23 protein-coding genes are annotated in these 26,151 nt (G+C 54.5%); 11 read left to right on the top strand and 12 right to left on the bottom strand.

The window, feature by feature from the left end; all coding sequences use genetic code 11:
- Positions 1 to 12 precede the first annotated feature (12 nt).
- Both SPL01S_RS10245 and ssuE read right to left on the bottom strand, forming a co-directional pair.
- Positions 13 to 978, bottom strand: coding sequence for a sulfonate ABC transporter substrate-binding protein (locus SPL01S_RS10245; protein ID WP_062871321.1), 966 nt, complete (start codon positions 976 to 978; stop codon positions 13 to 15).
- A 33-nt stretch (positions 979 to 1,011) separates the two neighbouring features.
- Positions 1,012 to 1,590, bottom strand: a complete 579-nt coding sequence (ssuE, locus tag SPL01S_RS10240) for an NADPH-dependent FMN reductase (protein ID WP_006324576.1) — start codon at positions 1,588 to 1,590, stop codon at positions 1,012 to 1,014.
- A 257-nt stretch (positions 1,591 to 1,847) separates the two neighbouring features.
- Between ssuE and pyrD the strand changes: the two genes are divergently transcribed.
- Both pyrD and SPL01S_RS10230 read left to right on the top strand, forming a co-directional pair.
- Entirely contained in the window at positions 1,848 to 2,858 is a 1,011-nt protein-coding gene (pyrD, locus tag SPL01S_RS10235; protein WP_062870401.1) for a quinone-dependent dihydroorotate dehydrogenase, read from the top strand.
- Positions 2,859 to 3,032: 174 nt separating this feature from the next.
- The gene (locus SPL01S_RS10230) at positions 3,033 to 3,581 is read left to right on the top strand and encodes a cell division protein ZapC (protein ID WP_004942754.1); all 549 of its coding nucleotides are present in this window, start codon (positions 3,033 to 3,035) and stop codon (positions 3,579 to 3,581) included.
- A gap of 6 nt (positions 3,582 to 3,587) precedes the next feature.
- On the opposite strand, the gene SPL01S_RS10225 is transcribed toward SPL01S_RS10230, so the two are convergent.
- Positions 3,588 to 4,691, bottom strand: coding sequence for a YcbX family protein (locus tag SPL01S_RS10225; protein WP_063199396.1), 1,104 nt, complete (start codon positions 4,689 to 4,691; stop codon positions 3,588 to 3,590).
- A 103-nt stretch (positions 4,692 to 4,794) separates the two neighbouring features.
- Between SPL01S_RS10225 and rlmKL the strand changes: the two genes are divergently transcribed.
- From rlmKL to rmf, 6 genes are all read left to right on the top strand, one after another.
- Entirely contained in the window at positions 4,795 to 6,915 is a 2,121-nt protein-coding gene (gene rlmKL, locus SPL01S_RS10220; protein WP_111738562.1) for a bifunctional 23S rRNA (guanine(2069)-N(7))-methyltransferase RlmK/23S rRNA (guanine(2445)-N(2))-methyltransferase RlmL, read from the top strand.
- A gap of 5 nt (positions 6,916 to 6,920) precedes the next feature.
- Entirely contained in the window at positions 6,921 to 8,828 is a 1,908-nt protein-coding gene (locus SPL01S_RS10215) for an ABC transporter ATP-binding protein (protein ID WP_006324578.1), read from the top strand.
- Between the two features lie 74 nt (positions 8,829 to 8,902).
- Positions 8,903 to 10,219, top strand: a complete 1,317-nt coding sequence (pqiA, locus tag SPL01S_RS10210) for a membrane integrity-associated transporter subunit PqiA (protein ID WP_063199391.1) — start codon at positions 8,903 to 8,905, stop codon at positions 10,217 to 10,219.
- Complete coding sequence (gene pqiB / locus SPL01S_RS10205; protein WP_063199388.1) at positions 10,206 to 11,852, top strand: intermembrane transport protein PqiB; 1,647 nt, start codon at positions 10,206 to 10,208, stop codon at positions 11,850 to 11,852. Before pqiA ends, pqiB begins: the two co-directional genes overlap by 14 nt.
- Complete coding sequence (pqiC, locus tag SPL01S_RS10200) at positions 11,849 to 12,406, top strand: membrane integrity-associated transporter subunit PqiC (protein ID WP_063199385.1); 558 nt, start codon at positions 11,849 to 11,851, stop codon at positions 12,404 to 12,406. Before pqiB ends, pqiC begins: the two co-directional genes overlap by 4 nt.
- A gap of 272 nt (positions 12,407 to 12,678) precedes the next feature.
- Complete coding sequence (gene rmf / locus SPL01S_RS24560) at positions 12,679 to 12,849, top strand: ribosome modulation factor (RefSeq protein ID WP_013812328.1); 171 nt, start codon at positions 12,679 to 12,681, stop codon at positions 12,847 to 12,849.
- A gap of 63 nt (positions 12,850 to 12,912) precedes the next feature.
- Here rmf and fabF read toward each other — a convergent pair whose 3' ends face one another.
- The 4 genes from fabF to SPL01S_RS10180 all read right to left on the bottom strand — a co-directional run bounded on the left by fabF (position 12,913) and on the right by SPL01S_RS10180 (position 17,180).
- Positions 12,913 to 14,187: a beta-ketoacyl-ACP synthase II gene (fabF, locus tag SPL01S_RS10195; RefSeq protein WP_062870408.1), complete on the bottom strand. Its 1,275-nt coding sequence runs from the start codon at positions 14,185 to 14,187 to the stop codon at positions 12,913 to 12,915.
- Positions 14,184 to 14,711, bottom strand: coding sequence for a winged helix-turn-helix transcriptional regulator (locus SPL01S_RS10190; RefSeq protein WP_063199381.1), 528 nt, complete (start codon positions 14,709 to 14,711; stop codon positions 14,184 to 14,186). The genes fabF and SPL01S_RS10190 overlap by 4 nt, the downstream gene beginning before the upstream one ends.
- A 130-nt stretch (positions 14,712 to 14,841) precedes the next feature.
- Positions 14,842 to 15,360: a bifunctional 3-hydroxydecanoyl-ACP dehydratase/trans-2-decenoyl-ACP isomerase gene (gene fabA / locus SPL01S_RS10185; protein WP_004942787.1), complete on the bottom strand. Its 519-nt coding sequence runs from the start codon at positions 15,358 to 15,360 to the stop codon at positions 14,842 to 14,844.
- A 68-nt stretch (positions 15,361 to 15,428) separates the two neighbouring features.
- The gene (locus tag SPL01S_RS10180; RefSeq protein ID WP_174523956.1) at positions 15,429 to 17,180 is read right to left on the bottom strand and encodes an AAA family ATPase; all 1,752 of its coding nucleotides are present in this window, start codon (positions 17,178 to 17,180) and stop codon (positions 15,429 to 15,431) included.
- Positions 17,181 to 17,389: 209 nt separating this feature from the next.
- Between SPL01S_RS10180 and matP the strand changes: the two genes are divergently transcribed.
- Positions 17,390 to 17,848: a macrodomain Ter protein MatP gene (matP, locus tag SPL01S_RS10175; protein ID WP_004942789.1), complete on the top strand. Its 459-nt coding sequence runs from the start codon at positions 17,390 to 17,392 to the stop codon at positions 17,846 to 17,848.
- Between the two features lie 102 nt (positions 17,849 to 17,950).
- Here matP and ompA read toward each other — a convergent pair whose 3' ends face one another.
- Both ompA and sulA read right to left on the bottom strand, forming a co-directional pair.
- Positions 17,951 to 19,030: a porin OmpA gene (gene ompA, locus SPL01S_RS10170; RefSeq protein WP_063199374.1), complete on the bottom strand. Its 1,080-nt coding sequence runs from the start codon at positions 19,028 to 19,030 to the stop codon at positions 17,951 to 17,953.
- 358 nt (positions 19,031 to 19,388) lie between these two features.
- Positions 19,389 to 19,895 (bottom strand): SOS-induced cell division inhibitor SulA, encoded by a 507-nt coding sequence (gene sulA, locus SPL01S_RS10165; RefSeq protein ID WP_063199371.1) that lies wholly within the window; start codon positions 19,893 to 19,895, stop codon positions 19,389 to 19,391.
- A gap of 233 nt (positions 19,896 to 20,128) precedes the next feature.
- Here sulA and SPL01S_RS10160 point away from each other — a divergent pair, with 233 nt between their 5' ends.
- Positions 20,129 to 20,788, top strand: coding sequence for a TfoX/Sxy family DNA transformation protein (locus SPL01S_RS10160; RefSeq protein ID WP_063199368.1), 660 nt, complete (start codon positions 20,129 to 20,131; stop codon positions 20,786 to 20,788).
- Here SPL01S_RS10160 and yccS read toward each other — a convergent pair whose 3' ends face one another.
- On the bottom strand, positions 20,789 to 22,924 hold the full coding sequence (gene yccS, locus SPL01S_RS10155) for a YccS family putative transporter (protein ID WP_006324587.1): 2,136 nt from the start codon (positions 22,922 to 22,924) through the stop codon (positions 20,789 to 20,791).
- Between the two features lie 26 nt (positions 22,925 to 22,950).
- On the bottom strand, positions 22,951 to 23,403 hold the full coding sequence (locus tag SPL01S_RS10150) for a YccF domain-containing protein (protein WP_006324588.1): 453 nt from the start codon (positions 23,401 to 23,403) through the stop codon (positions 22,951 to 22,953).
- A gap of 166 nt (positions 23,404 to 23,569) precedes the next feature.
- On the opposite strand from SPL01S_RS10150, the gene helD reads away from it, so the two are divergent.
- A complete protein-coding gene (gene helD / locus SPL01S_RS10145) occupies positions 23,570 to 25,624 on the top strand; it encodes a DNA helicase IV (protein WP_063199365.1) in 2,055 nt (684 codons plus the stop codon).
- A gap of 33 nt (positions 25,625 to 25,657) precedes the next feature.
- Here the strand turns inward: helD and SPL01S_RS10140 are convergent, their stop codons facing one another.
- Positions 25,658 to 26,116 carry a methylglyoxal synthase gene (locus SPL01S_RS10140; protein ID WP_004942809.1) on the bottom strand — a complete coding sequence of 153 codons (459 nt, stop codon included), beginning with the start codon at positions 26,114 to 26,116 and terminating at the stop codon, positions 25,658 to 25,660.
- Between the last annotated feature and the right edge of the window lie 35 nt (positions 26,117 to 26,151).

The raw sequence follows: 26,151 nt of genomic DNA, 5'->3' as shown, positions 1-26,151 counted from the left end.
TGTTCTCCAAAATTATTGCGCACTCGGGTGCCAGATGCGTTGAGAGATATCGACCTTCACCGGCACCAAATGGTTGGCATAAAACAGATCGGCGGTTTGCTGTTGGGCGGCAATGGTGTGCGCATCCAAAGGTTTAATGGCGGTCGGCGGGCGATGATCCAGATAAGTGGCGATCACCTTTTCCGGCAGGCCCATGGCGTTTGCCAACAGCGTGACGCTCTGCGCGCGATCGCTGCGGGTCAGTGCGTCGGCCTGGGTCAGCACCTCAAGAACCTGGCTGATAAAGGGTCCGTGCGCCTGTACGTAGGGGCGAACCGCCAAATAAAACGAACCGGTTTGATTCAGACCACTGCCGTCGCCCAGCACCCGCACGCCGCCTTGCAGCAATGCCGCGGAATAGTACGGATCCCAAATCGCCCAAGCATCAACGTTGCCTTGCTGGAAGGCGGCGCGGGCATCGGCCGGGGTCAGGTAAATGGGTTGGATATCGGTAAATTGCAGCCCGGCTTTCTGCAGCGAGCGCAACAGCAGGTTGTGGGAGCTGGAACCTTTCTGGAAGGCAACCTTATGGCCTTTCAGCTCGGCGACGGTTTTGATCGGGCTGTTTTCCGGCACCAGGATCACTTCCGCCTTGGGTTTTGGCGGCTCTACGCCGACATAAAGCAGATCGGCACCGGCGGCCTGAGCGAAAATTGGCGGGATATCGCCGGTGCTGCCCAAATCGATACTGCCGACGTTCAGCGCCTCGAGCATTTGCGGGCCGGCGGGGAATTCTATCCAGCTGATTTTGGTCGAGGGAAAACGCTGTTCCAATAGCCGGTGGGTTTTTGCCAATACCAGGCTGACCGATCCTTTTTGGTAACCGATGCGAAACTGCGCCGGATCCTGCGCGCTGACGGCATTGCTCCACGCGAGGGAGAGAATGCCGGCCAATGTGCCTGCGCCAAGCCAGCGGCGGAGTGAATAGAGTCGCTTCATCATGATGTCCTTTTCCTTTTATTCTTTTCTCAGTCAGGCGGTCTGACGGGCAAACAGGGAAGGGGAGAGCTTTACCGTGGGCGGCTTGCGGCGGCCGAGCGCCAGATAAAAGCTTTCCAGCGCTTCTTCCAGGCGGGTTGCCAGGCCGTCAGACAGGTTGATTTCTTCGCCGTTCAGCACCACTTGGCTATCATCGGCAAACACGCCGTGCAGCACTTCCTGCGCTTTCAACGCCGCCAGCACCGGCTTCAGGGCGTAGTCCACCGCCAGCATGTGGCCAATCGAGCCGCCGGTGGCCAGCGGCAACACGACCTTATGGTCCAGAGCGCGTTCCGGCAGCAAATCCAGCAGGGTTTTCAACGCGCCGGAAAACGAGGCTTTATAGACCGGCGTCGACACCAGCAAACCATCTGCCTGGGCCAACTGTTCGGCAAAGGCTTTGATCGCCGGGCTGTTAAAATTGGCGTAGAGCAAATCCTCGGCATCGAAATCGTGCAGCGTGTAGGCAATCACTTCCACACCTTGCTGCTGCAACCAGTTTTGACTGAGGGTAAGCAGCGCGGCTGAGCGCGAGGGGATGCGGGGGCTGCCGGCCAGTGATATAACGCGCATTGCCACTCCTTATAACTAAAAGTTAGGTTTAATCAGGAAATGTTTGTGATCTGTTTTAAACCTATCAGTTAGGAGCGGGTTGCTTAAATCTCATTTTTTGATTTTGATATGCGTAAATGCGGATTGGCGGCGATCTGGGGTCGTTAAAGGAAAACGATTGCGTAAAAAACGCTTTTTTTGCTTTTAATCAATTCCAATTGTTCAGGGGATGCCGGATAATCGGCCCCCGGTTTGCAACCGGGAAATCAGGAGAGTACATGTACTACCCCATCATCAGGAAAGCGTTGTTCCAGCTCGATCCCGAGCGTGCGCATGAATTGACCTTTCATCAGCTTCGCCGTATCACCGGCACCCCGTTAGAATTTCTCATCCGTCAGTCTGTGCCGGCCAAGCCGGTTAGCTGCATGGGGCTTTCTTTTAAAAACCCATTGGGGTTGGCCGCCGGTCTGGATAAAGACGGTGAGTGCATCGATGCGTTCGGCGCCATGGGGTTTGGCTTTGTCGAAGTTGGCACCGTGACGCCGCGCCCGCAGCCGGGCAATGATAAACCGCGCCTGTTCCGCATTGTGGAAGCCGAAGGCCTGATCAACCGCATGGGCTTTAATAACCAGGGTGTGGATAATCTGGTTGAAAACGTTAAAAAATCCCATTTTGGCGGCATTCTGGGGATTAACATCGGCAAGAATAAAGATACCCCGGTTGAGCACGGAAAAGACGATTATCTGATCTGCATGGATAAAGTTTATCCGTATGCCGGCTATATCGCGATTAACATTTCGTCACCAAATACACCGGGGTTACGATCCCTACAGTATGGTGAAGCGTTGGACGATCTTTTAGCCGCCATTAAAAATAAGCAGCAGGAATTGCATGCGCGGCATCACAAATATGTGCCGGTCGCGGTAAAGATCGCGCCGGATCTTTCTGAAGAAGAATTGATCCAAATAGCCGACAGCCTGGTGCGGCATAATATCGATGGCGTGATCGCCACCAATACTACGTTGGATCGCAAGTTGATCCAGGGGCTGAATTACTGCGAGCAAACCGGGGGCCTTAGCGGTCGTCCGCTGCAGGCGAGCAGCACCGAAGTGATCCGCCGTTTGTCGATTGAGCTGCAGGGCCGCTTGCCGATTATCGGTGTCGGCGGAATAGACTCCCTGACCGCTGCGCGGGAAAAAATGGCGGCCGGTGCTTCGCTGGTGCAAATTTATTCCGGCTTTATCTTCCACGGTCCGCGCCTGATTAAAGATATCGTTAACTACATCTAATATTTTTTCTTTGATTTTCAGCCGGGGGTTTATTTCTTCTCCCGGCTCGTCTATATTTTGTCCACTGGCATAAATATCGTTCGCGGAATTATCCGATGTTTGAGCTACTTTATCGGTGATAAAATCGCCTTTTGGGTAAATAGAGTGTGGCATGGGCAGCGAGAAGGATAAGATATGAAGATAAAACCTGACGATAATTGGCGTTGGTATTTTGATGCCGAACACGATCGGCTAATGCTGGATTTAGCCAATGGGATGATCTTCCGCTCACGCTTCCCGGCCAAAATGTTAACGCCGGATGCCTTCGATGAATGCGCCTTTTGCGTTGATGACGCTGCGCTTTATTTTAATTATGAAGAGCAGTGCAAACAGATAAAGCTCAGCCATGAACAACGCGCCGAACTGGTATTAAACGCTCTGGTGGCCTATCGCTTCCTGAAACCCTTGATGCCGAAAAGCTGGCATTTCGCCCAGCAACATTACCCGCTGCAGCCGAAGAACGGCGAACTGGCGGCGGTGAAGGTGATGGACAGCGGCTCTGAGGCCCGTTTATTGGTCGTGGAAGCCGGCGATAACGCCAGCCTGTGTCTGCTGGCGCAAAATCAGCTGTCGCTGGCCGGGCGTACCATGGTGCTGGGTGATGCGATCAAAGTGATGCACGATCGCCTTAAACCCTGTGCGCAGGATGAAGCTTCCGCCCCGGCCTACGACAGGGCGGTGTAAGGCGGATCACGCCAGCGTCAAATCGCTTTTCGGAATACAGCTGCAGGAAAGAATGGTGCCGTTGCCCGCTACCGCACTTTTCTTCAGCGGTGCCACTTCGCCACTGACCAACTCAATACGGCAACTGCCGCAAATCCCCGCACGACAAGAATAAGGCACGCGGATCCCTTGCTGTTCCAACTGCTCCAGCAAGATCTGCTGATTATTGCCGGTAAACACCTTCCCTGCGTATTCGATGGTGACGCTCTGCGCACTGTCTTGCGGTGCCTGCACGCTTTCGACCACTTTACCTGCGCCATAAGGGCGTGGCGGCTTGGTAGATAACACTTCCACCGCATCGCCAACGCGGATAATACCGCTGTTGCGCGCCACCATATTCTGGCCAAAATCGATATCGCCGTTATCGGCGGTACGGAATTTTTGCAGGGTGCTCAGTGGCTCACCGCTAGGGTGTTTGCGCCCGCGCTCGGTGCTGACGGTGGTGAGCACGCAGCGGCTGCAGGGTTTTACCAGATCGAACATCACGTCACCGACGCGGATCACCTGCCAGCCGTCTTCGGCCCAGGCGCTGGCACCGGTCACCACCAGATTGGGGCGGAACTGTTCGAGCTTGATGCTGCCAGGGCAGCGCTGCTGCAAATCATTGAACGAGGCTTCGTTAATCAGCAGATAAGGATAACCGTCGGCGAAAGATAAAGGGATTTCCGGGTGTTTTTTGACTCTCCGGGTCAAGTCAGGGCCTAGCCAGCGTAGCTGTACCTCACGCTGGAAATAACCGCTCAGCCAACTGTTGATCGCCGGCGGTGCAATCAAGGCGGTGAAATGATTGCCCCACACTTCGGTTGGCTGCGCTTCGGCAGCAAAATCTGCGAAGCGGATAGCTGCGCTTTCCCCGTCCGGTGCGGTCAGAAACAGGCCGTCCGCCAGTAATGCAGGCGTAAACAATACCATCTGCGGATATTGGCGTGCGGTAATAAAAGTGCCATCCGGCTCGGTGATCATAAAGGCGCGATCGAATGCCAGACCGCTGCTGGAAACTTGTGCGTGAGAAAGTTGCAAACCCCGAAGCGATTTAACCGGATGAACGTAAAGTCTGGAAAGCGTAATCACCCTTATCTCCGTACGATTATTAAATAGAAGGGAGCAACTTTATGACAAGCGGTCTGGATTAGCTATAATGCGCAACAATTTTCTTTTTGGTGATAAGTACGATATGAACTCTCTGTTTGCCAGCACGGCGCGTGGACTGGAAGAACTGTTAAAAAGCGAACTGGAAGCGCTGGGCGCTCACGCCTGCAAAGTGGTGCAGGGTGGGGTACATTTTCAGGGTGACGATCGTCTTCTGTACCAAAGCCTGCTGTGGAGCCGCCTGGCCTCACGTATTTTGTTGCCGCTTAATGAATTCCGCGTACACAGCGATCTGGACCTGTATCTTGGCGTGCAGGCGATCGACTGGACGAACATTTTTGGCGTGGATAAAACCTTCGCCGTGCACTTCAGCGGCGTTAACGAAGAGATCCGTAACAGCCAATATGGCGCGCTGAAGGTCAAGGACGCCATTGTCGACAGCTTCACCCGCAAGATCGACCAACGCCCGACGGTGGCAAAGCAACAGCCGGACATTCGCGTTAACGTGTTCCTGCAGCGCGATATGGCCAGCGTAGCGCTCGATCTGAGCGGCGAAGGTCTGCATCAGCGCGGCTACCGTGATCTGACCGGCCAGGCGCCGCTGAAGGAAAGCCTGGCGGCCGCGATTGTGCAGCGTTCAGGCTGGCAACCGGGCACGCCGATGCTTGACCCGATGTGCGGTTCAGGCACCTTGCTGATTGAAGCGGCGATGATAGCCTCCGATCGCGCACCGGGCTTGCACCGTCAGCACTGGGGCTTTACCGCCTGGAACGGCCACAATGTCGATTTGTGGCGTGAAGTGATCACCGAAGCGCAGGTGCGCGCGCGCCGTGGTCTGCAGGAAACCACTTCGCGTTTCTTCGGTTCGGATATCGATCGCCGGGTGATTGAGATGGCGCGCGGCAATGCCCGCCGCGCCGGCGTTGCCGAACTGATTACTTTTAACGTCGCCGACGTCAGCAAACTGACCAACCCGCTGCCGGAAGGCCCGACGGGCACCGTAGTCAGCAACCCGCCTTACGGTGAGCGTCTGGAAAGCGAACCGGCGTTGATCGCGCTGCATAATATGCTGGGCCGCATCATGAAGAGCGCCTTCGGCGGCTGGCAACTGTCGCTGTTCAGTGCGTCGCCGGAGCTGCTGAGCTGCCTGCAACTGCGCGCCGAACGCCAATTCAAGGCTAAAAACGGTCCGCTGGATTGCGTACAGAAAAACTACCAATTGGCGGAGAACCCGCAGGGCGCCAGCGGCGTGCTGGCGGCGGAAGACTTTGCCAACCGTCTGCGCAAGAACCTGAAAAAACTCGACAAGTGGGCCAAGCAGCAGGGCATTGAATGTTATCGCCTGTACGACGCCGATCTGCCGGAATACAACGTCGCGGTTGACCGCTACGGCAGCAAAGTCGTGGTGCAGGAGTATGCGCCGCCGAAAACCGTCGATGCGCAGAAGGCGCGTCAACGTCTGTTCGACGTGATCAATGCCACGCTGTCGGTGCTGGACCTGCCGTCAAACCAACTGATCCTGAAAACCCGTGAGCGTCAGAAGGGCAAAAACCAGTACGAAAAGCTGGCTCAGAAAGGTGAGTTCTTGCTGGTGGAAGAGTTCAATGCCAAGCTGTGGGTTAACCTGACTGACTATCTCGATACCGGTTTGTTCCTCGATCACCGCATCGCGCGCCGCATGTTGGGCGAGATGAGCAAAGGCAAAGACTTCCTCAACCTGTTCGCTTATACCGGCACAGCCAGCGTTCACGCCGGATTGGGTGGCGCGCGCAGTACCACTACCGTGGATATGTCGCGTACCTACCTGGAATGGGCGGAGAAGAACCTGCGCGTCAATGGCCTGACCGGTAAACAGCATCGATTGATCCATGCGGACTGCCTGTCATGGCTGCATAATGCCGACGAACAGTTCGACGTGATCTTTATCGATCCGCCGACGTTCTCCAACTCCAAGCGAATGGAGAACACCTTTGACGTCCAGCGCGATCACCTGGTGTTGATGCAAGATTTAAAACGGTTGCTGCGTCGTAACGGAACCATCATGTTCTCGAACAATAAACGCGGTTTCCAGATGGATATGGCCGGCCTGAGCGAACTGGGTCTGGAGGCGAAAGAGATCACCGCCCAGACGCAGTCGCAGGACTTTGCCCGTAACCGTCAAATTCATAACTGCTGGCTGCTCACCCATGCCGGCGAAGGAAAATAATTACTATGTCGTTAATCAGCATGTCCGGCGCCTGGCTGTCCTTCAGCGATGCGCCGCTTTTAGACAACACCGAAATTCATATTGAAGACAACGAACGCGTTTGTCTGGTTGGGCGCAACGGCGCCGGTAAATCCACGCTGTTGAAGATCCTCGGCAAAGAAATTCCGCTGGACGATGGCCGGGTGATTTACGAGCAGGATCTGATTGTGGCGCGTCTGCAGCAGGATCCCCCGCGCAATATCGGCGGTACGGTATTCGATTTTGTCGCCGAAGGCGTAGCCGAACAGGCGGAACATCTGAAAGCCTATCACGCGATTTCGCATTTGGTGGAAACCGATCCCAGCGAGAAAAACCTGACGCGCATGGCGCAGATTATGGAGATCCTCGATCACCAGGGGTTGTGGCAACTCGACAGCCGCATCAGCGAAGTGCTGTTGCAACTGGGGCTGGACGGCGACGCAGAGTTGTCCTCGCTCTCCGGCGGTTGGCTGCGCAAGGCCGCTCTGGGCCGTGCGCTGGTCAGCTCACCGCGCGTGTTGCTGCTCGACGAACCGACCAACCACCTGGATATCTCAACCATTGACTGGCTGGAAGGTTTCCTGAAAGAGTTCCAGGGCAGCATCGTGTTCATTTCCCATGACCGTTCCTTTATCCGCAACATGGCGACGCGCATTGTCGATCTCGATCGCGGCAAACTGGTGTCCTGGCCGGGCAACTACGATCTGTACCTGCTGAGCAAAGAAGAAGCGCTGCGGGTGGAAGAGCTGCAAAATGCTGAATTCGACCGCAAGCTGGCTCAGGAAGAAGTCTGGATCCGCCAGGGCATCAAGGCCCGCCGTACTCGTAACGAAGGCCGTGTCCGCGCCCTGAAAGCGCTGCGTAACGAGCGTTCGGAACGTCGTGAAGTGATGGGCACCGCCAAGATGCAGGTGGAAGAAGCGGTACGCTCCGGCAAGATCGTGTTCGAGATGGAAGACGTTAACTATCAGGTTGGCGACAAAGTGCTGGTGCGCAATTTCTCCGCCCAGGTGCAGCGTGGCGACAAGATTGCGTTGGTTGGCCCTAACGGTTGCGGTAAAACCACGCTGCTGAAACTGATGCTCGGTCAGCTGAAAGCCGACAGCGGCCGTGTACACTGCGGCACCAAGCTGGAAGTGGCTTACTTTGACCAGCATCGCGCCGATCTGGATCCGGAACGCACGGTGATGGACAACCTGGCGGAAGGCAAGCAGGAAGTGATGGTCAACGGCCGGTCCCGCCACGTGTTGGGCTATCTGCAGGACTTCTTGTTCCACCCAAAACGCGCGATGACGCCGGTGAAAGCGTTGTCGGGCGGCGAACGTAACCGCCTGTTGCTGGCCAAGCTGTTCCTGAAACCGAGCAACTTGCTGATCCTCGATGAACCAACCAACGATCTCGACGTCGAAACGCTGGAGTTGCTGGAAGAGTTGATCGATGGCTATCAAGGCACCGTGCTGCTGGTGAGCCACGATCGTCAGTTCGTCGATAACTCGGTGACCGAGTGTTGGATCTTCGAAGGCAAGGGCGTGATCAGCACCTTCGTCGGCGGTTACTACGATGCGCATCATCAACGCGCGACGGCGAAACCGATCCGTCAGGTTGTCGCGGCCGATCAGAACAAACCGTCGGCGGAAAAAAAGGCTGAACAGCCGAAGAAATCAGCGGTTAAACTGAGCTATAACCTGTTGCGCGAGCTGGAACAGTTGCCGCAGCGGCTGGAACAGCTGGAAACGGAAATCGAAGCTCTGCAGGCGCAAATGAGCGACGCGGATTTCTTCACGCGTCCACACAGTGAAACACAGCAGGTGTTGACGGCGCTGGCCGCCGCTGAAGGGGCGCTGGAAGAAGCGTTCGCCCGTTGGGAAGAGCTGGAAGCGATGAAAAACGGCTAACCGTTGAGAATACCGTCCGCGCGCTGCTGCGGGCGGTATTGCCGTACCGGTGAGCAACGTTATTAAGGAGGAATATGGTGTGTTCCCACGACAATCACGAGCAGCACAGCCACGCAAAGCCTGCTGAACAGCAACGGGACAACCTGATGCTGTGCCCGCAGTGTGATATTTTAGTGGCGTTGCCGCCGCTGGCATATGGCACAAAAGCGGTGTGCCCGCGCTGTAAAACGACCCTCAGCTCCCGCTGGGAGGAGCCGCGCAAGCGGCCCATCGGTTATGCCGTCAGCGCTCTGTTTATGCTGCTGCTGGCGAATATTTTCCCGTTTATCAATATGCGCGTTGCCGGTCTCGGTAACGAAATCAAACTGATCCAGATCCCGCAAGTGATGGTGGCTGAAGATTACGCCAGCATGGCCACGCTGTTTATGGTATTCGTTCAGTTGATTCCGGCGTTTTGCATGGTGGCTATTATTCTGTTGTGCGCCAAGGTGCGAATGCCTCTTGGCCTGAAAGAGTGGATGGCCAAGATGCTGTTCCAGTTTAAAACCTGGTGCATGGTGGAAATTTTTCTCGCCGGGGTTCTGGTCAGTTTCGTCAAGCTGATGGCCTACGGGGATATTGGCGTCGGCAGCAGCTTTGGGGCTTATTGCCTGTTTTGCTTACTGCAGGTGCGTGCTTTCCAGTGCGTGGATCGCCGTTGGCTGTGGAACGACATAGAGCCGATGCCGCGCATCGATCGCCCGGTGGCGGTGGGGCGGACCGGGTTACGCCAGGGGTTGCGCTCCTGCCAGTGTTGTACGGCGATCCTGCCGGCGGAGCTGGCTCATTGCCCGCGCTGCCATACCAATGGTTATGTGCGTCGCCGTCACAGTCTGCAATGGACGCTGGCGCTGCTGTTTACGTCGATCATGCTGTATATTCCGGCGAATCTAATGCCTATTATGGTTACCGAGGCGTTGGGCAACAAAATCACTTCTACCATTATGGCTGGGGTGATCCTGCTGTGGGGGGAAGGATCTTATCCCGTGGCGATGGTTATCTTCATCGCCAGTATTATGGTGCCTTCGCTGAAGATGCTGGCGATTGGTTGGCTGTGCTGGGATGCCAACAGCAAACGGCAAGACAGGGCCGACAGCGAACGAATGCACCTGATTTATGAAGTGGTTGAGTTTGTCGGCCGCTGGTCAATGATCGACGTGTTTGTTATTGCCGTGCTTTCGGCATTGGTACGGATGGGACAATTGATGAGTATTTATCCTGCTACTGGCGCGCTGCTGTTCGCCCTGGTGGTGATCCTCACCATGTTTGCAGCCATGACGTTTGATCCCCGGCTGACCTGGGATCGCGTAAACGAGACAATAAAAAAGGAGCCGCAAGGTGACGGAAAATAATCATAACGTCGCGGACGTTGAAAAGATCAAGCGCTGGTCGCCGGTGTGGATTGTTCCCATCGTCACCGCGCTGATCGGCGCATGGATCCTGTTTTACCACTTTAGCCATCAGGGGCCGGTAGTAACCTTGGTTACCACCACTGCCGAAGGATTGGAGGCGGGCAAAACCAAAATCAAGAGCCGTAGCGTCGACGTCGGCGTCGTCGAGACCGTGACGCTGAGTGACGACCTGAGCAAGGTGATGGTGCAGGCGCGCCTTAACTCCGGCATGGATAAGCTGTTGCGTCAGGATAGCGCCTTTTGGGTGGTGAAGCCGCAGATAGGCCGAGAAGGCGTTTCCGGCCTGGGTACGCTATTGTCCGGCGCCTATATCGAACTGCAGCCGGGTAACAAAGGCAAAGACGGCAAGGATAACTACCAACTGCTCGACGCGCCGCCGCTGGCGTCTCCGGACGCCAAAGGGTTACGCATCGTGCTCGACAGCGAGAAATCGGGTCAGTTGAATGCCGGCGACCCGGTGTTGTTCCGCGGTTATCGCGTCGGCTCGGTGGAAACCAGCTATTTCGATCCTAAAGAGCGCGCCATGCGCTATCAGCTGTTTATCTCCGCGCCTTACGATCAACTGGTGACCACCAACGTGCGCTTCTGGAAAGACAGCGGCGTGGCGTTCGACATGTCGGCACAAGGTATGCGGGTGGAAATGGGCTCGTTGGCAACGTTATTCAGCGGCGGTGTAAGTTTCGACGTACCGGAAGGCTGGGATCGTGGTGAACAGGTTAAAGAAAAGGCGGAGTATGCGTTGTTCGATAATCAGCGCAGTATTCAGGATTCGCTGTATACCGTACACAAAGATTACCTGATGTTCTTCTCCGATTCGATTCGCGGTTTACAGCCGGGCGCCCCGGTAGAATTCCGTGGCATCCGTTTGGGTACCGTGGCGCAAGTGCCATTCTATAAAGAGGGCATGATGCAGCGGCTGGATAACGATTATCGCATTCCTGTGCTGATCCGCATTGAACCGGATCGTTTCCAGAAACAGTTGGGCGGCAATTTCGATATTGAGGGGCATTTGAAGGATGCGGAAGCGCGTGGTATGCGCGCCTCGCTGAAGTCCGCCAACCTGCTGACCGGCTCGCTGTATATCGATCTGGACTTCTATCCGCAGGAGAAAGCCTGGAAAGGGCCGCGTGAGCTGTTCGGTTATCCGTTGATGCCGACCACCAGCGGTGGTCTGGCGCAGATCCAGCAGAAACTGATGCAGACGCTGGATAAGATCAACTCGCTGCCATTGAATCCGATGATCAACGAGGCGACCAAAACCCTGGCGGAAAGCCAGAAAACCATGCAGTCGACGCAGAAAACCATGCAGTCGCTGAACGATATCATCGCCAGCAAAGAGATGAAGGCGCTGCCGCAGGATATGCAAAAAACGCTGCAGGAACTCAATCGCAGTGTGAAAGGGTTCCAGCCAGGTTCTCCGGCCTACAACAAAATGGTCGGTGATATGCAACGTCTTGATCAGGTGCTGCGTGAGCTGCAACCGGTGCTGCGTACCCTGAACGAAAAGAGCAACGCGCTGGTATTTGAAGCCGCGGGCAGTAACGATCCTCAGCCGAAGAAGGCCAATAAATGATGAAATGGATTCCGGTAGCCATGGCGCTGTTACTCAGCGCCTGTAGCAGCACACCACAAAAAACCTACTACCAACTGCCGGCGCTGGGTGTGTCGGCGCCGGTCAGTACCGGCGCTGCGACGCGTCAGCTGTGGTTGGAACACGTCAGCGTGGCGGATTACCTGGCGCAGAACGGTGTGGTTTACCAGACCAATGACGTGCAGTACGTGATAGCTCAGAACAACCTGTGGGCCAGCCCGCTCGATCAACAACTGCAGCAGACGCTGGTTACCAACCTGAGCAGCGCGCTGCCAGGGTGGGTGGTGTCTTCTCAGCCGATGAGCAGCGAGCAGGATGTGCTTAATGTCACTGTCAGCGGCTTCCACGGCCGCTTTGACGGCAAAGCGATTATCCGTGGCGAGTGGGTGCTGAATCATCAGGGCAATCTGACCAAACGGCCGTTCAGCCTGGAATTGAAACAGGGCGAGGACGGCTACGACGCACTGGTGCGTACGTTGGCGCAGGGGTGGCAGCAGGAAGCCCAGGCTATCGCCTCCCAGGCGGGACGTTTTTAGTCATAATTTGTACTAAAACGGTCTAATCCCTTCCGGCGAGAGATATTAAAACTTTTCTCCGGGAGGGATTTTTATTTCATTTCAATGAATTATCCTGTTATCCAGCATATCAGCCACTTAGCCAATTCTGCGGGCGTAGCTCACAAATATGACATTGGCGTGAATTTTGCGCATTGATCTTCCCTTCATTTAGCGCTATTGCTTATATGTGGTTGCACAAAAAGCAGCCATTGTTTTCTTTCCAACTGACCAAAAAGTGAGGGAAACGAGGCATGAAGAGACAGAAACGCGATCGTCTGGAAAGGGCGCATTCGAAAGGTTATCAGGCAGGTATTTTAGGACATCCGAAAGATCTTTGTCCTTATAAAACAACTGTGGACAGCCGGTCTCAATGGCTGGGAGGTTGGCGAGAAGCCATGGAAGACAGGGCTGTGACCGCTTAAGCGGCTCCCTGTCATAAAAAGGAACAACCTCCGCTCAAGGCGGAGGTTTTTGTTTAAGTCGTATTAGCCCTGCCAACGTTTCAGCAAGATACTCGCATTTACCCCACCAAAACCAAAACCGTTCGACAGCGCATAGTTGATGGTCATAGGCTGCGCTTTTTTCGCCACCAGATGTAGCCCCTCGGCTGCCGGATCCGGATTATCCAGATTCAGCGTGGCCGGTGCGATCTGATCGCGTAGTGCCAGCGCAGTAAAGATGGTTTCCAGCCCGCCGGCGGCACCCAGTAAATGGCCGGTCGCTGATTTGGTTGAGGTCACCGCCACGCCGCCGTCGGTACCGAACAGGTGTTTAATCGCGTTGATTTCCCCCAGATCGCCCACTGGTGTTGATGTAGCGTGGGCGTTCAGATGCTGGATCTGTTCGGGTGAGACACCTGCCTGTTTCAAGGCAATTTTCATTGCACGGTAGGCGCCATCGCCATCTTCTGCGCCTGAGGTCATGTGGTAGGCGTCCGCACTGGTGCCGTAACCGACAATCTCCGCCAGCGGTGTTGCTCCGCGGGCCAGCGCATGTTCCAGCGTTTCTATGACCAGCATACCGGCGCCTTCGCCCATGACAAAGCCGTCACGAGCACTGTCGAAAGGCCGCGACGCTTTTTCTGCCGCTTCTGGCGGTGTAGTGGACATGGCGCGCGCGGCTGCGAAGCCCCCCAGGCTGACGGTGTCGATAGCGGCCTCTGTACCGCCACACAGCGCGATGTCAGCCTCATCGTTACGAATCATACGTACTGCGTCGCCGATGGCCTGTACGCCCGCTGCACAAGCGGTAACGGGGGCGCCAATCGGGCCCTTGAACTGGTGTTTAATCGAGACGTGGCCGGCGGCCAGGTTAACCAGGAAGGAGGGAATGGTAAATGGCGACAGGCGTTTGGCACCGCGGCTGTCGGTGGTGCGCACCGCGTGGGCAATCGCCGGGAAACCGCCGATGCCAGAGGCAATCACGGTTGCGGTGCGTTCTTGTTTCTCTTCCGTATCCGCAACCCAGCCCGCTTGGCGGATCGCTTCATCGGCCGCTGCCATGGCGAACAGAATAAAGCGGTCCATTTTTTTCTGGTCTTTCGGCGCCACGGAAAGGTCGGGATCAAAGCCCGCTTCGGCATCCTGTTCCAGCGTAGGAACCTGACCACCGATTTTTACCTGCAGGTCGGCCACGATCGCTTCCGGAAGCGGACGAATGCCCGACTGGCCATTTAGCAGGCGCTGCCAGATAGCCTCTACGCCGCATCCCAGTGGTGAAACGGCGCCCATGCCGGTAATGACTATACGACGACTGTTCATAGTGACTCCTTGGATAATTCGGGGGGTAATGCAGAATGATTTTGTTGCATCAGGGCTGAGCGCCGACGTATACCGTCGGTTGCCGCCGGTCCTGGCGCTAAAGTGATGTTATGCAATGCGATCGGTTGCCGGGTGACGCTGTCGACCAGTTGCACGCATATCGGTTGCCCGGTACGGCGATCGACCAGTTCGGCGGTAATGCCTTCATCGGCCAGGTGGGTGTTGCCCCAGTGAAACAGAGCTGCCAGCACCGGGAAAAAATCCTGGCCACGTTCGGTGAGCAAATATTCATGGCGCACCGGCCGCGTCTGATAACGTTGTTTATGAAAAATGCCGCTTTCCACCAGATATTTTAGGCGGCGAGTCAGTATGGTGGGTGAAAGGCCGAGGCTTTGCTGGAATTCATCAAACTTCGACAACCCATGAAACGCATCGCGAAGTATCAGGATGCTCCACCATTCGCCGACGCGATCCAGCGAGCGTGCTACCGGGCATGGCATGTTATCAAAACGGGTTCTTTGCATGGCACACCTCTTAAGTAACTACAATAATTGTAGTAACTTGTTGGCCGTTATGAACGCGAGCTTTACAGATCACGACAAGATAACGGCGGGAAAAACAAACGGCGGCCGGGAAGGGCCGCCGTCACTGCGATTAGAACGCAGCAGTGTCCTTGAACAGGCCCACTTTCAGATCGCTGGCGGTATAAATGACCTGGCCATCGACCAGCACTTCACCATCAGCCACACCCATAATCAGTTTACGGGTGATAACACGTTTGAAGTTAATGCGGTAGGTGACTTTCTTCGCGGTTGGCAGTACCTGGCCGGTGAATTTCACTTCACCCACGCCCAACGCACGGCCTTTACCTTCGCCACCCAACCAGCCGAGATAGAAACCTACCAGCTGCCACATTGCGTCCAGACCCAGGCAGCCTGGCATCACGGGATCGCCGATAAAGTGGCAACCAAAGAACCATAGGTCCGGATTGATATCCAGTTCCGCTTCCACATAACCCTTGTTGTGGGAGCCACCGTCTTCGGTCATCTTGACCACGCGGTCCATCATCAACATGTTACCTGCCGGCAACGGCGGGCCACCGGCGCCAAACAGCTCGCCACGGCCGGATGCTTCGAGGTCTTCTTTCGTATAGGAGTCGCGTTTTTCTACCATGTTCTCAGTAAGCCTTATTTTATTGAAGGACGCAGATTAGCTAACACGTGTACGCTGAACAAGTCCGATCAGCCGTGGTTGAACCAGTTAAGCCAACGAAACGGCCATGGCCAGCGCCGACGTTCCTGCGGATTCACCTGCGCAATTCGTTCCTGAATAGCAGCTAACAGATTCGGTTGCTGTTCATCAGAGTAGGGGTAACCGGTGAGTAATGGCAAGGCTTCTGCGGCGCTGTCGACGGCCCACAGATGGAATTGCCCTTCGCGCACCGCATCGACCACATCCTGGCGCAGACACAGGTGACGCACGTTAGTTGCCGGCAGAATGATGCCCTGTTTGCCCGTCAAACCGCGACGCTGGCAAACTTCAAAAAAGCCTTCGATCTTCTCGTTGACGCCGCCAATCGGCTGCACATTGCCGAATTGATCGACTGAGCCGGTTACCGCAATCTGCTGGGTGATCGGTTGAAGCGACAACGCACTGATTAAGGCACACAGCTCGGCCAGCGAGGCGCTATCGCCATCTACTTCACCGTAGGATTGCTCAAACACGATTGAAGCGGAGAAGGGCAGCGGCTGATCCAGTTCCAGCTCGGAAATCAGAAACGCCTGCATAATCATCATGCCTTTGGCATGCAGGTTACCGCCAAGCTCGGCCTTACGCTCAACGTCGGTAAATTCGCCGTCGCCAAGATGCACAACGCAACTGATGCGGGAAGGTTCGCCGAAGCTGCGCGGATGCCCAGGGTATTCCAGCACGGAGAGCCCGTTGATCTGGCCGACAACTTCGCCTTCGGTCTCAATCAGAATTTGACCCAGCTCGATCTCATCTTGCATCCGTTCGGCGAGGTAGCTTTCGCGCCACTCGCGCGCATTCAAAGCAGCTTCAAAGGCTTTGGCTGTAATACTTTCTTCTTCGGCATACAGTGCCGCTTCAGAAAGTTGCTGGCCGATCCAGAGCGGTGAAAGCGGCAGGTTGCCCTGATCGCCACTGTAGCGCACAGCTTGTATCATCAATGGGGGCCAGGCATCCGCCGCCAGCGATGGCAGTTGTTGTTCATCGATAACGGTATTGACGTAGCTGCACCATTGCACCATATCCTCGGCTTCGGTGAGCTGCAGGTCATCTTCGTATTCGCCGTAGACGGCCTGCTCGCTAAGTTCCGGTTCGATATCATGGAAATCGGCAAGACCGTGACGATCGCCAACCACGATCAGACGCAGCTCAAGCGGCATCGGTGGAATAGTGACCGGAAGTGGGCGCGTTTCATCAGGAGAAACCCAATGGAACTGGCGTTGGGTGATCATTTGCTTCAATCGCAGCCATAGCAGCGGCTGGGCCAGCAGAGAACGTGCCGACAGGATCAGTACGCCGCCGTTGGCCTGATGCACCAAGCCCGGCTGCAGCGAGATCTCATCATTATGAATTCTGACACAGCCAAACAGTTGCTCCGGCTCCACCCATTCCTGAAACACGCAGGCACCACCGGCGGCAAAGGGCTCATCGCCCTGACGAGCAGGCTCTACGTTTATCTTGCTGCCGTGGATCACATAATGGCTGCCTTTGAACGCAGTGTTCTGTGGCTGCAATGGCTCAACCGCACGGGCAATCAATGCCAGATATTCGCGGGTTTCCTGCGCTTTCAGCAACATGAAACGCGGTGGCGACTGTGGGTGGCAAAACAGTGTCAGTGCATTTTCCAGCCGAGGCTGAATAGAGGCAAAGGACACTGGTGCCAATTGAGCAGCGGTATCAAATATCGCTTGATAAGGCGTAACGTCCGGCAACAGAGATTGCCATTCAAGTCGGTTATTGGTCAAAGTGTTAGATGCAATCGTCAAAAAGGGAAAGGGCGATTATACAAGAATAACGCCAGCTTGATACATACAGAGTCACTGTTGGTATCAGGGAGTTTGACATCGCGCGATGACTGTGCAAAAAACAGTCTAAAAGAGGGCGTAATTGCCGGGGAAATTCGGCGCAAAGCTGTTATGCTTAATAAAGTTACGCGGTCACTGAAGAGTTCAAGATGAAATATCAGCAACTGGAAAACCTGGAGAGTGGTTGGAAATGGAAATACCTGGTGAAAAAGCACCGGGAAGGTGAATCTATTACCCGCCACATTGAAAACAGCGTAGCTCAGGAAGCCATTGACGAGCTGCTTAAGCTGGAAAACGAGCCGGTAAAAGTGCTGACGTGGATTAGCAGGCATATGAATCCGGAGCTTGATAACCGGATGAAGCAAACTATCCGCGCAAGGCGTAAACGTCATTTTAACGCAGAACATCAACATACGCGTAAAAAATCTATCGATCTGGAGTTTCTGGTTTGGCAGCGTCTGGCCGCGCTTGCCCGTCGCCGTGGGGTGACGCTGTCAGAGACAGTAGTGCAACTGATCGAAGATGCCGAACGTAAAGAGAAGTACGCCAGTCAGATGTCGTTACTGAAACAGGATTTGAAAGCGATCCTCGGTAAAGACGAAGAGTAACCGACCAGTCTGGTAAGAAAATAGGCCGTCATTGCAACACTTACTGGCTAATAGACGAAAAAAAACCCCGCATTGCGGGGTTTTTTACTAAGAGGTTTTAACTTAGCCCTGTGGCTGAGTCACAACGTCTTTGATGCCTTTAACTTCGATCTCTACGCGACGATCTGGTGCCAGGCAAGCGATCTGCGCTTTAGTAGCACGGCCAGCTTTGTAGCCACAGGTGTTGCCAGTGACGGAATCAGCTTCGCCCATACCACGTGCGGAGATTTTGTCTGAAGGGATACCTTTAGAAACCAGGTAATCAACAACGCTTTGTGCGCGTTTTTCAGACAGTTTCTGGTTGTACTGGTCAGAACCCACTGCGTCGGTGTAACCCAGAACTACAACAGAACCGTCTTTAGGATCCATGGAGCTCAGCTGGGTGTACAGCTGGTCCAGAGCCTGTTGGCCTTCTGCTTTCAGAGTAGATTTGTTGAAGTTGAACAGCACGTCAGACTTCAGAGTGAAACGCTTGGTTTCAACAACTGGAGCCGGAGCTGGTGCTGGAGCAACTGGAGCAACAACATCATCCTGGCCGAAACGGTAAGAAACACCCAGGCTCAGCATGGTGTTGTCTGGACGTGCGCCGACAGTACCTGCATCGCCGATGTTGCTAACGAACTGATAGTCCAGGCGAGTAGCCCAGTTTTTGGTCAGTGCGTATTCAACACCCACTGCAGCCAGCGGAGAAACGCCGGTGTCGTGGTCGCTCAGACGAGTGCCATTGCCGTAGTTAGCTTTGGAGTCTGCACGCCATACCATACCACCCAGACGAGTGTAGATATCCAGATCGTCAGCAATTGGGTAGCTCAGTTTAGCTGCCAGTTGAACGCCCTGTGCTTTGAAAGCACCGTTGTTCACGCTGCCTTTGTAAGGCATACGGCCAAGCCAGTCATAGCCCAGCTCGAAGCCCAGGTATTGGTTCGCCTGGTAGCCCAGGAACGCGCCAGCACCCAGTTGATCTTTATGGGTCGGGCCATTGCCGATACCATTCTGGTAACCGTTGCCGTAGAAACCAGTGTCATGGTACTGGGACCAGCCCAGTTTAGCACCGGTGTACCAGGTATTATCTTTTGGGGCGGCTTGCGCTACGGTAGCGAAACCAGCCAGTGCCACTGCTAATGCGATAGCTGTCTTTTTCATTTTGCGCCTCGTTATCATCCAAATAGGCAATGAGCTTTAAAGCTGTTTTAAGCCCTTGGTTAAATTCCTTCGCCAAGGTTTGAGCCCTCGTTTGTTACTCGGCCAGTTTTTCTGGCGTTATAGAGCAACCTTGGCGATGTAAAGTCTACAACGTGGCGCGAAAGTTACAAGTGTGATGTGATAAAGCTCTAAAAAAAAACGCAGAATCGTACATATTTACTAACACTAACCGGTAAAAAATGGGGCAGTTTAGCCTGCATTTTTTCGTTCGGAACCGCAGTGGCACTCGCTTTGCACCTGATCCATCAAAGGTTCCCACCCAAAGAGATAAAAATGATGGGAAAAATCCTAAATTTACTTAATGATACAAAGAAGACTGAATTTTTAGCATGGAACACTGTCCGTGAGTCGGGTTTGTGTCACGTTGTGGACGCATAATGAACCCATAAGCGTGACCCAATTCTGCTGCACGCCGTAATTTTAGACGATCTTCTTCCGTAAGATCGGGCAACCACCCGAGAACCACACTGTAGTTACCTGTCAGAAGTGCCTTTTCCATCGCTTCAACGGTGGCAAGCGGAGTGATTTGGCTCAGTTGCACGACCTTATGGACAGGCAAACCAGACTGCTGTAACCACAATCTACTGAGTTTTTGTTGTGGGGTTAGCCATAACAGCCAGCGTGACTGTTTGCCTAACTGTTGCAACAGGGGGAGCAATAGTTGCGCCACTGCGGGTTGATGCTCGTTGTAAACAAGTTCACTGATAAGGCCATTTTCTTTACCGGCATCCGAGTTTTCCGCAGCATTGTTCACCGCAAAAGAGGTCTGGCTGAAATGGGGTTTGTAGAGTGATTGAGTACGCATAAAGTATCCCGCCCGTAGTGTCACTGTATGTTTATACAGTACATCTGGACATGAATAAGATCAACTCAAATTTTCGTAGTGCCTCGCATAATTGCGATTATTTTTTAGACGTCCTGTTTTTATGATTGGCAGGGCTGCGGATAGTGCGTATTTTTCTAATTACTTGTTCACGTTACTTTTATTTCATTGATGTGAGAAATAATACAATTAGAACCTACACAAGGAGAAGCTTCATGAAAGGGACATCTACAGGAAGAGTCAAACAGGCCAAAGCGTGTTTCTACGCATTAGGGAGCATTACTACGCGCTCGCAGTTTGGCGGTTATGGGCTGCTGGCTGATGGCGTTATGTTTGGGGTGATAGCGGAAGACGAGCTGTATCTTCGGGCGACGGATAGCCTGGAGCCTGCCTTCCGCGCCCGTGGAATGGTCAATATGGTTTACTCCAAACGGGGCGTACCAATCACCCTGCGTTATTACTGGGTCGATGAGTCTCTGTGGCGGGCGCAGGATGAGCTTGTTGGATTGGCGCGGCAGGCCATCCGGGAGGCCCGCCTGGAACTTCAGGTCAAAATGGACACGCATGGTCGGCTTAGAACGTTACCGAACATCGATATCAACATGGAGCGTTTACTGTGGCGGGTAGGTATTCGCAATGTCTATGACTTGCGCTTGAATGGCGCCAAACGGAGCTATCTACGGTTGTTGCAGCAGCAACGCAATTTAGGATTGCGAGTGCTGCTTTCCTTAGGCGGGGCGATTGCCGGTTATCACCATGCCGCCTTGCCACTGGCCCTGCGCAGTGAGCTAACCGAGTGGTTCGAACATACCATGGTCCTGCTTAGTCATGGGCACACGCCTGGAATCAAGGGTTTGATGAAAGATCTCGCGTGATCATGCCGATTTAGCTATCTGCTCTTTTAACGTCATGAGCTCCGGCAGCAGATCAATGACCAGCCCTATCTGCTGTAATACCAGTTGCTCTTTGCTTTCTGGTTCTGGAGCCGCGAGTTGGATGCGCTCGGCAAGGCTTTCTAACGCTTGAGCGATGCGTCGGCCGTCTTGTTCTTCCTGATGCAAGGCGCCATCGACATAGCATACGGCATCATTCAGCAACTCCAGCGTTGCGGGATTGTTCATGTGTTCGCGGTGTGCGCCCAATGCGGAGATATAACTCAACAAGGTGTGGTTCAGGCACAGCAGGCGAAAAGCGGCATCCTGAACCACCTTATCGGCCTTTGGATCGGCCGACATGTTTGAAATCACCGAGGCTAACTCTGCGTCGCTGTTGTGTGCATCCCTGCGGGCGATACGGTACGGCAAACCGTTATCCTTACCCTGATGGTATTGCACCAAAATCGCATCCAGATACCGGCAGTTGGCATTCAACGTTTTGCTCACCACGGCCGCCAATTGGCGAAAATGCCAATCTGGCCAGATAAAACTCACGGCAGCCCAAGCGATGGCGCATCCCAAAAGGGTGTCGTAAACGCGTGGCGCAGCCACTTCAAAGCCCTCACCCAGCAGGTTAAAGCACAGCAGGACGAGCAGGGTGATAAACATGGTTGCGTGCGCGTACTGCACGGTACGAAAAGCAAAAAACAGGACGCCGGCAATGACGATTAACACCATCTGGCCTTCCTGCGAGGGGACAAAATAGAGGATCGGCAGGCCGATAAGAATACCGGCAAGCGTACCTATGATACGCAGCGCCAGCCTGCGGCGCGTGGCATTGTAATTGGGCTGGCAAACAAACAGGCTGGTCAGCAGGATCCAGTAACCGTGCTGCATGCCAGTAAACTGAATAAAAGCATAGCCGATGCACAGCACCACAGACATGCGAATAGCATGGCGGAATAAGGCTGACTGCGGCGTCAGATGGCGGCTAATGCGCAGGCGGATGTCGCTCCAACCGGTGAGCCGATCATCTGACAGACTGTTCTCTTCCGCCTGGCCGTCGGCCAGCGCCTGCTCGGATTCGATATTCGCCAACTGCGCATCAATCGCGCGCAAATTCTTCAACAGGTGCGATAGCGCTTTGGTCAGCTCACGATTTTCCTGGGTGACGGCCACGCGGGCCAGAGCTTCATCAATGCGGCTGAAAGCCGGCTCAAAACGCAGGTTGTGCTGGTATTTTTGCCGCAGCAGGATCGACTGAGCCAACTGCTGGCAGGCGCGCGCTTGCATGCTGAGCAAGCGCTGGAAACGAAACAGGATATCGCTATGACGGAATTGTCGGCTTAGGGCCTGATATTGAACATGAGCGGAACTGGCACGCTCATGAATATCCTGCGCTACAAAATAATAATGCAGGGTACGACGGGTACCGCGCTGGCCGCGGTCGCCTTTAAGCCGTGTCAGCAATGAGACTTTGGTCTGATTGAGAGTCGTCACCAGCGCGCTGTTGGCCATTGCCACATCCATCCACGGCAGGTCCGCAGCATGTTCGGCATCGGGGTCAAACAGGTTGGCCTTGGCATCCAGATAATTTGCCAACCGATCATAGCAGCGCGCCAAATTTTCCTGTAAAGGACGAATAGGAAAAATCAGATGACCAATCAGCGTCAGGAGGTTGTACCACAGGGCGCCAATGATCAGCAGTATCGGTTGCTGATACCAGGCGTCATACATTGAGGTGCCAAGCATGGTGTAAACTGCGATCAGCAAGGCGCCAAACGCAATGGTGGCGTAGCGTTGCCCCAATGCCCCCAGTAAGATAAAGCCGCAGGTCGAGGTAGTCAGACCGAGGGCGAATAACCAAGGGTAAGGAAACAGCAGCTCAATGGAGGCGGAGGCTATAAAAAAACACACTAGCGTGATCAGCAGGTTACGCAGCCTGCCACTCAGGCGGTCATCCAAATCCGTCAGCGCCGCCGCTACCACTCCCAGAGTCAGGGGAATAGTGAGTTTGGGAATGGCCAGCCACCAAGGGACGGCGGCTGCGCCAGCCAGCGCAATAAAAATACGCAGGTTATAAAGCAAATTGCTGTTGTAGGCATAACGGCGTATTGCGGGTGCAAAAGAGAGCACGAAAAACTCCTCAGGCGGAGAAAAAATTAACGCTGTTGGTACTGACGCCGGGCATTTTCAGTTCTGGCCTGCTGAGCCATCTCAACTGATACCACGCGGCGGCCCACCGGCCACAGTGCGATGGCGGCGATCTTGAAATTGGCAATACCAACCGGAATGCCAATAATCGATACGCACTGCACGATGCCTGCGGCGATATGCGACAGGCACAACCACCAACCGAAGAGTACCAACCAGACAATATTCAGCAGTGAACCGCTGGCGGAAAGCAGCGCGTTGCTTTTTTCCGGATACAGCTCATTCACGTGAATGGCTTCGTTGCCGAAAGGCAGAAACGATAATTTGGTGATCTCCCAGCACGAGCGGGTCAGAGGCAGGGTAATAATCAGTATGACGCTGAATACCGTTGCGATCAGCCAGCCAAGGGTAGTGAAAAAACCGCCCAACACAAAATTAAGAATATTCAGTACAGTACGCATAGTCGTCATTCTGCTCTAATGATGGCCAAACCGCGAAGCGGTTGCGTTTGGTATCAAAACGCAAAATCTATTCTACCCTTTTTTTAGCGCTAGAGTGCCACTGCTTATCACAGGTAAACTGGCAGATATCCGTTATTTAATCTCAACATAGTCATGGCGCGCCGATATGGAACTTAAAGCGACATCGCTGGGGAAACACCTGGCTCAGCATCCTTACAACCGCGTGCGGTTGCTGCACGCCGGGGTTGAGGTGAGCGGTGAGAAGCACGAATATCTTATTCCTTTCAATCAGTTGATTAAAGTCCGATGTAAACGCGGCATCGTCTGGGGCGAGCTGGAATTTGAGCTGCCCGATGAGAAAGTGGTACGCCTACACGGTACTGAATGGCAAGAAACTCAGCGTTTTTACCACTACCTGCAACAGGCCTGGCAGCAATGGAGCGCCGAGATGAGTGAAATCAGCTCCGGCGTTTTACAGCAGCAGGTAGAGCATATCCAGCGTATTGAACAGCAGGATAAATGGTTCAAAAAGTCAGAACTGGGCAAATTGCAGCAGCAGATCCGACAGTCTTTTGGCGCCTTGCCAATGCCGGTAGCGCGGCTTGATGAGTTCGACAACTGTCGGGATGACTACCAGCTATGTCTGCAGTGGTTGCAGCATGGGCTGCGCAGTGTGGGGCAGCGTAATCAGCAGTGGACAGAGCGCATGCTGGAGACGTATCACGATTTCTTCCAGACTATCGAAATTTCGCCGTTGAATGACTCGCAAAGCCGTGCCGTGGTAAATGGCGAAGACTCGGTACTGGTTCTGGCTGGTGCCGGCAGCGGCAAAACCTCGGTGTTGGTGGCGCGAGCCGGCTGGTTGTTGCGCCGTCAGGAGGCTGAACCCGGGCAGATACTGTTGCTGGCGTTTGGTCGCCAGGCGGCGGAAGAGATGAATGAGCGCATTCAGGAGCGTTTGGGCAGCGTGGCGATTCAAGCCAAAACCTTCCACGCGCTGGCGCTGCAGATCATTCAGCAGGGCAACCGTAAAGTGCCTGCCATCAGCAAGTTGGAAACCGACAGCAAAGCCCGGCGTACGTTGTTGATTACCCATTGGCAGCAACAGTGCGCAGAGAAAAAGGCGCAGGCCAAAGGGTGGCGTCAGTGGTTGATGGAGGAGTTGGAGTGGGACGTGCCCGAAGGCGACTTCTGGCAGGATAAACGCCTGGCCGAGCGGCTGGCAGGCAGGCTCGAACGTTGGCTGGGGCTGATGCGGATGCACGGCGGCAGCCAGGCGGAAATGATCGAACAGGCGGATGAAGAGATCCGTGACCTGTTTTCAAAGCGCATTCGGCTGATGGCGCCGCTGTTGAAAGCCTGGAAAAGCGCACTTAAAGATGAGGGGGCGGTGGATTTTTCCGGCCTTATTCATCAGGCGGTCAATATTCTGGAAAAAGGGCGTTTCGTCAGTCCGTGGAAGCATATCCTGGTGGATGAGTTCCAGGATATTTCGCCGCAACGAGCCCAGTTGCTGGCAGCGCTGCGCAAGCAGAATAAGCAGACCTGCCTGTTCGCGGTGGGCGACGATTGGCAGGCTATTTACCGCTTTAGCGGTGCGGAGTTGACGCTCACCACGGCGTTTGCCGAAAACTTTGGCGAGGGCGCTCAGTGCGCGCTCGATACCACTTATCGCTTCAATGATCGTATCGGCGAGGTGGCAAACCGCTTTGTGCAGCAAAACCCGCATCAGTTGAAGAAACCGTTGAATAGCCTGAGTAAGGGCAACAAGAAATCGGTGGTAATTTTACCGCATGAACAGCTGGAGAACCTGCTCGACAAACTGAGCGGTTACGCCAAGCCGGATGAGCGCATTCTGGTGCTGGCGCGGTATCACCATCTGAAACCGGAAGTGCTGTCGAAAGCGTCGACCCGGTGGCCAAAACTGACCCTCGAGTTTATGACGATTCACGCCAGTAAAGGGCAGCAGGCGGAGTATGTGATCATCGCCGGTTTGCACGAGGGCAGCGATGGTTTTCCTGCGGTAGCGCGCGAGTCGGTGCTGGAGGATGTCTTGTTGCCACAACCGGAAGATTTCCCGGACGCAGAGGAGCGACGGTTGTTGTATGTGGCGCTGACACGCGCCAAACATCAGGTCTGGCTATTGCAAGATCGCGAACGCCCCTCGGTGTTCGTTGGGCATTTGCAGGATCTCGGCGTGCCGCTGCAGAAAAAACCTTAAGTTCACGGCCTGGTGTTTGCCAGGCCGCAATCACTACTTCAGGCGATCCTGCAAATAACGTTGATAATCCGGAATGGCGATTTCCACTTCGCGTTTAAACAGTGAGGAATCGATCAGGAAATCTGCGGTGGAGCGGTTGGTGGCGACGGGAATATTCCATACTGTCGCCAGGCGCAGTAGGGCTTTTACATCCGGATCGTGTGGTACCGCATTCAGCGGATCCCAGAAGAAAATAAGCATATCGATCTTGCCTTCCGCAATCAGCGCGCCGACCTGCTGGTCGCCGCCCATCGGGCCGCTCAGCATGCTTTGTACCGGAATGCCTGTAGCCCGTTGAATCAGATTGCCGGTAGTGCCGGTGGCGTAAAGCTGGTGCTGCTCCAGGACGGGCTTATTGTCTTCAACCCATTTGAGCAGGGCTTGCTTGCGATGATCGTGCGCCACCAGCGCAATGTGTTTGCGCGCGGCGATAGTGCGGGTGGTAAATTCCATCTCGATGTCCTTCGCTAATCGGGGGGATGTGCGAC

Source organism: Serratia plymuthica NBRC 102599, assembly GCF_001590925.1.
GTDB classification, from domain to species: domain Bacteria; phylum Pseudomonadota; class Gammaproteobacteria; order Enterobacterales; family Enterobacteriaceae; genus Serratia; species Serratia plymuthica.
This window is presented reverse-complemented; position numbering and strand designations above follow the sequence as displayed.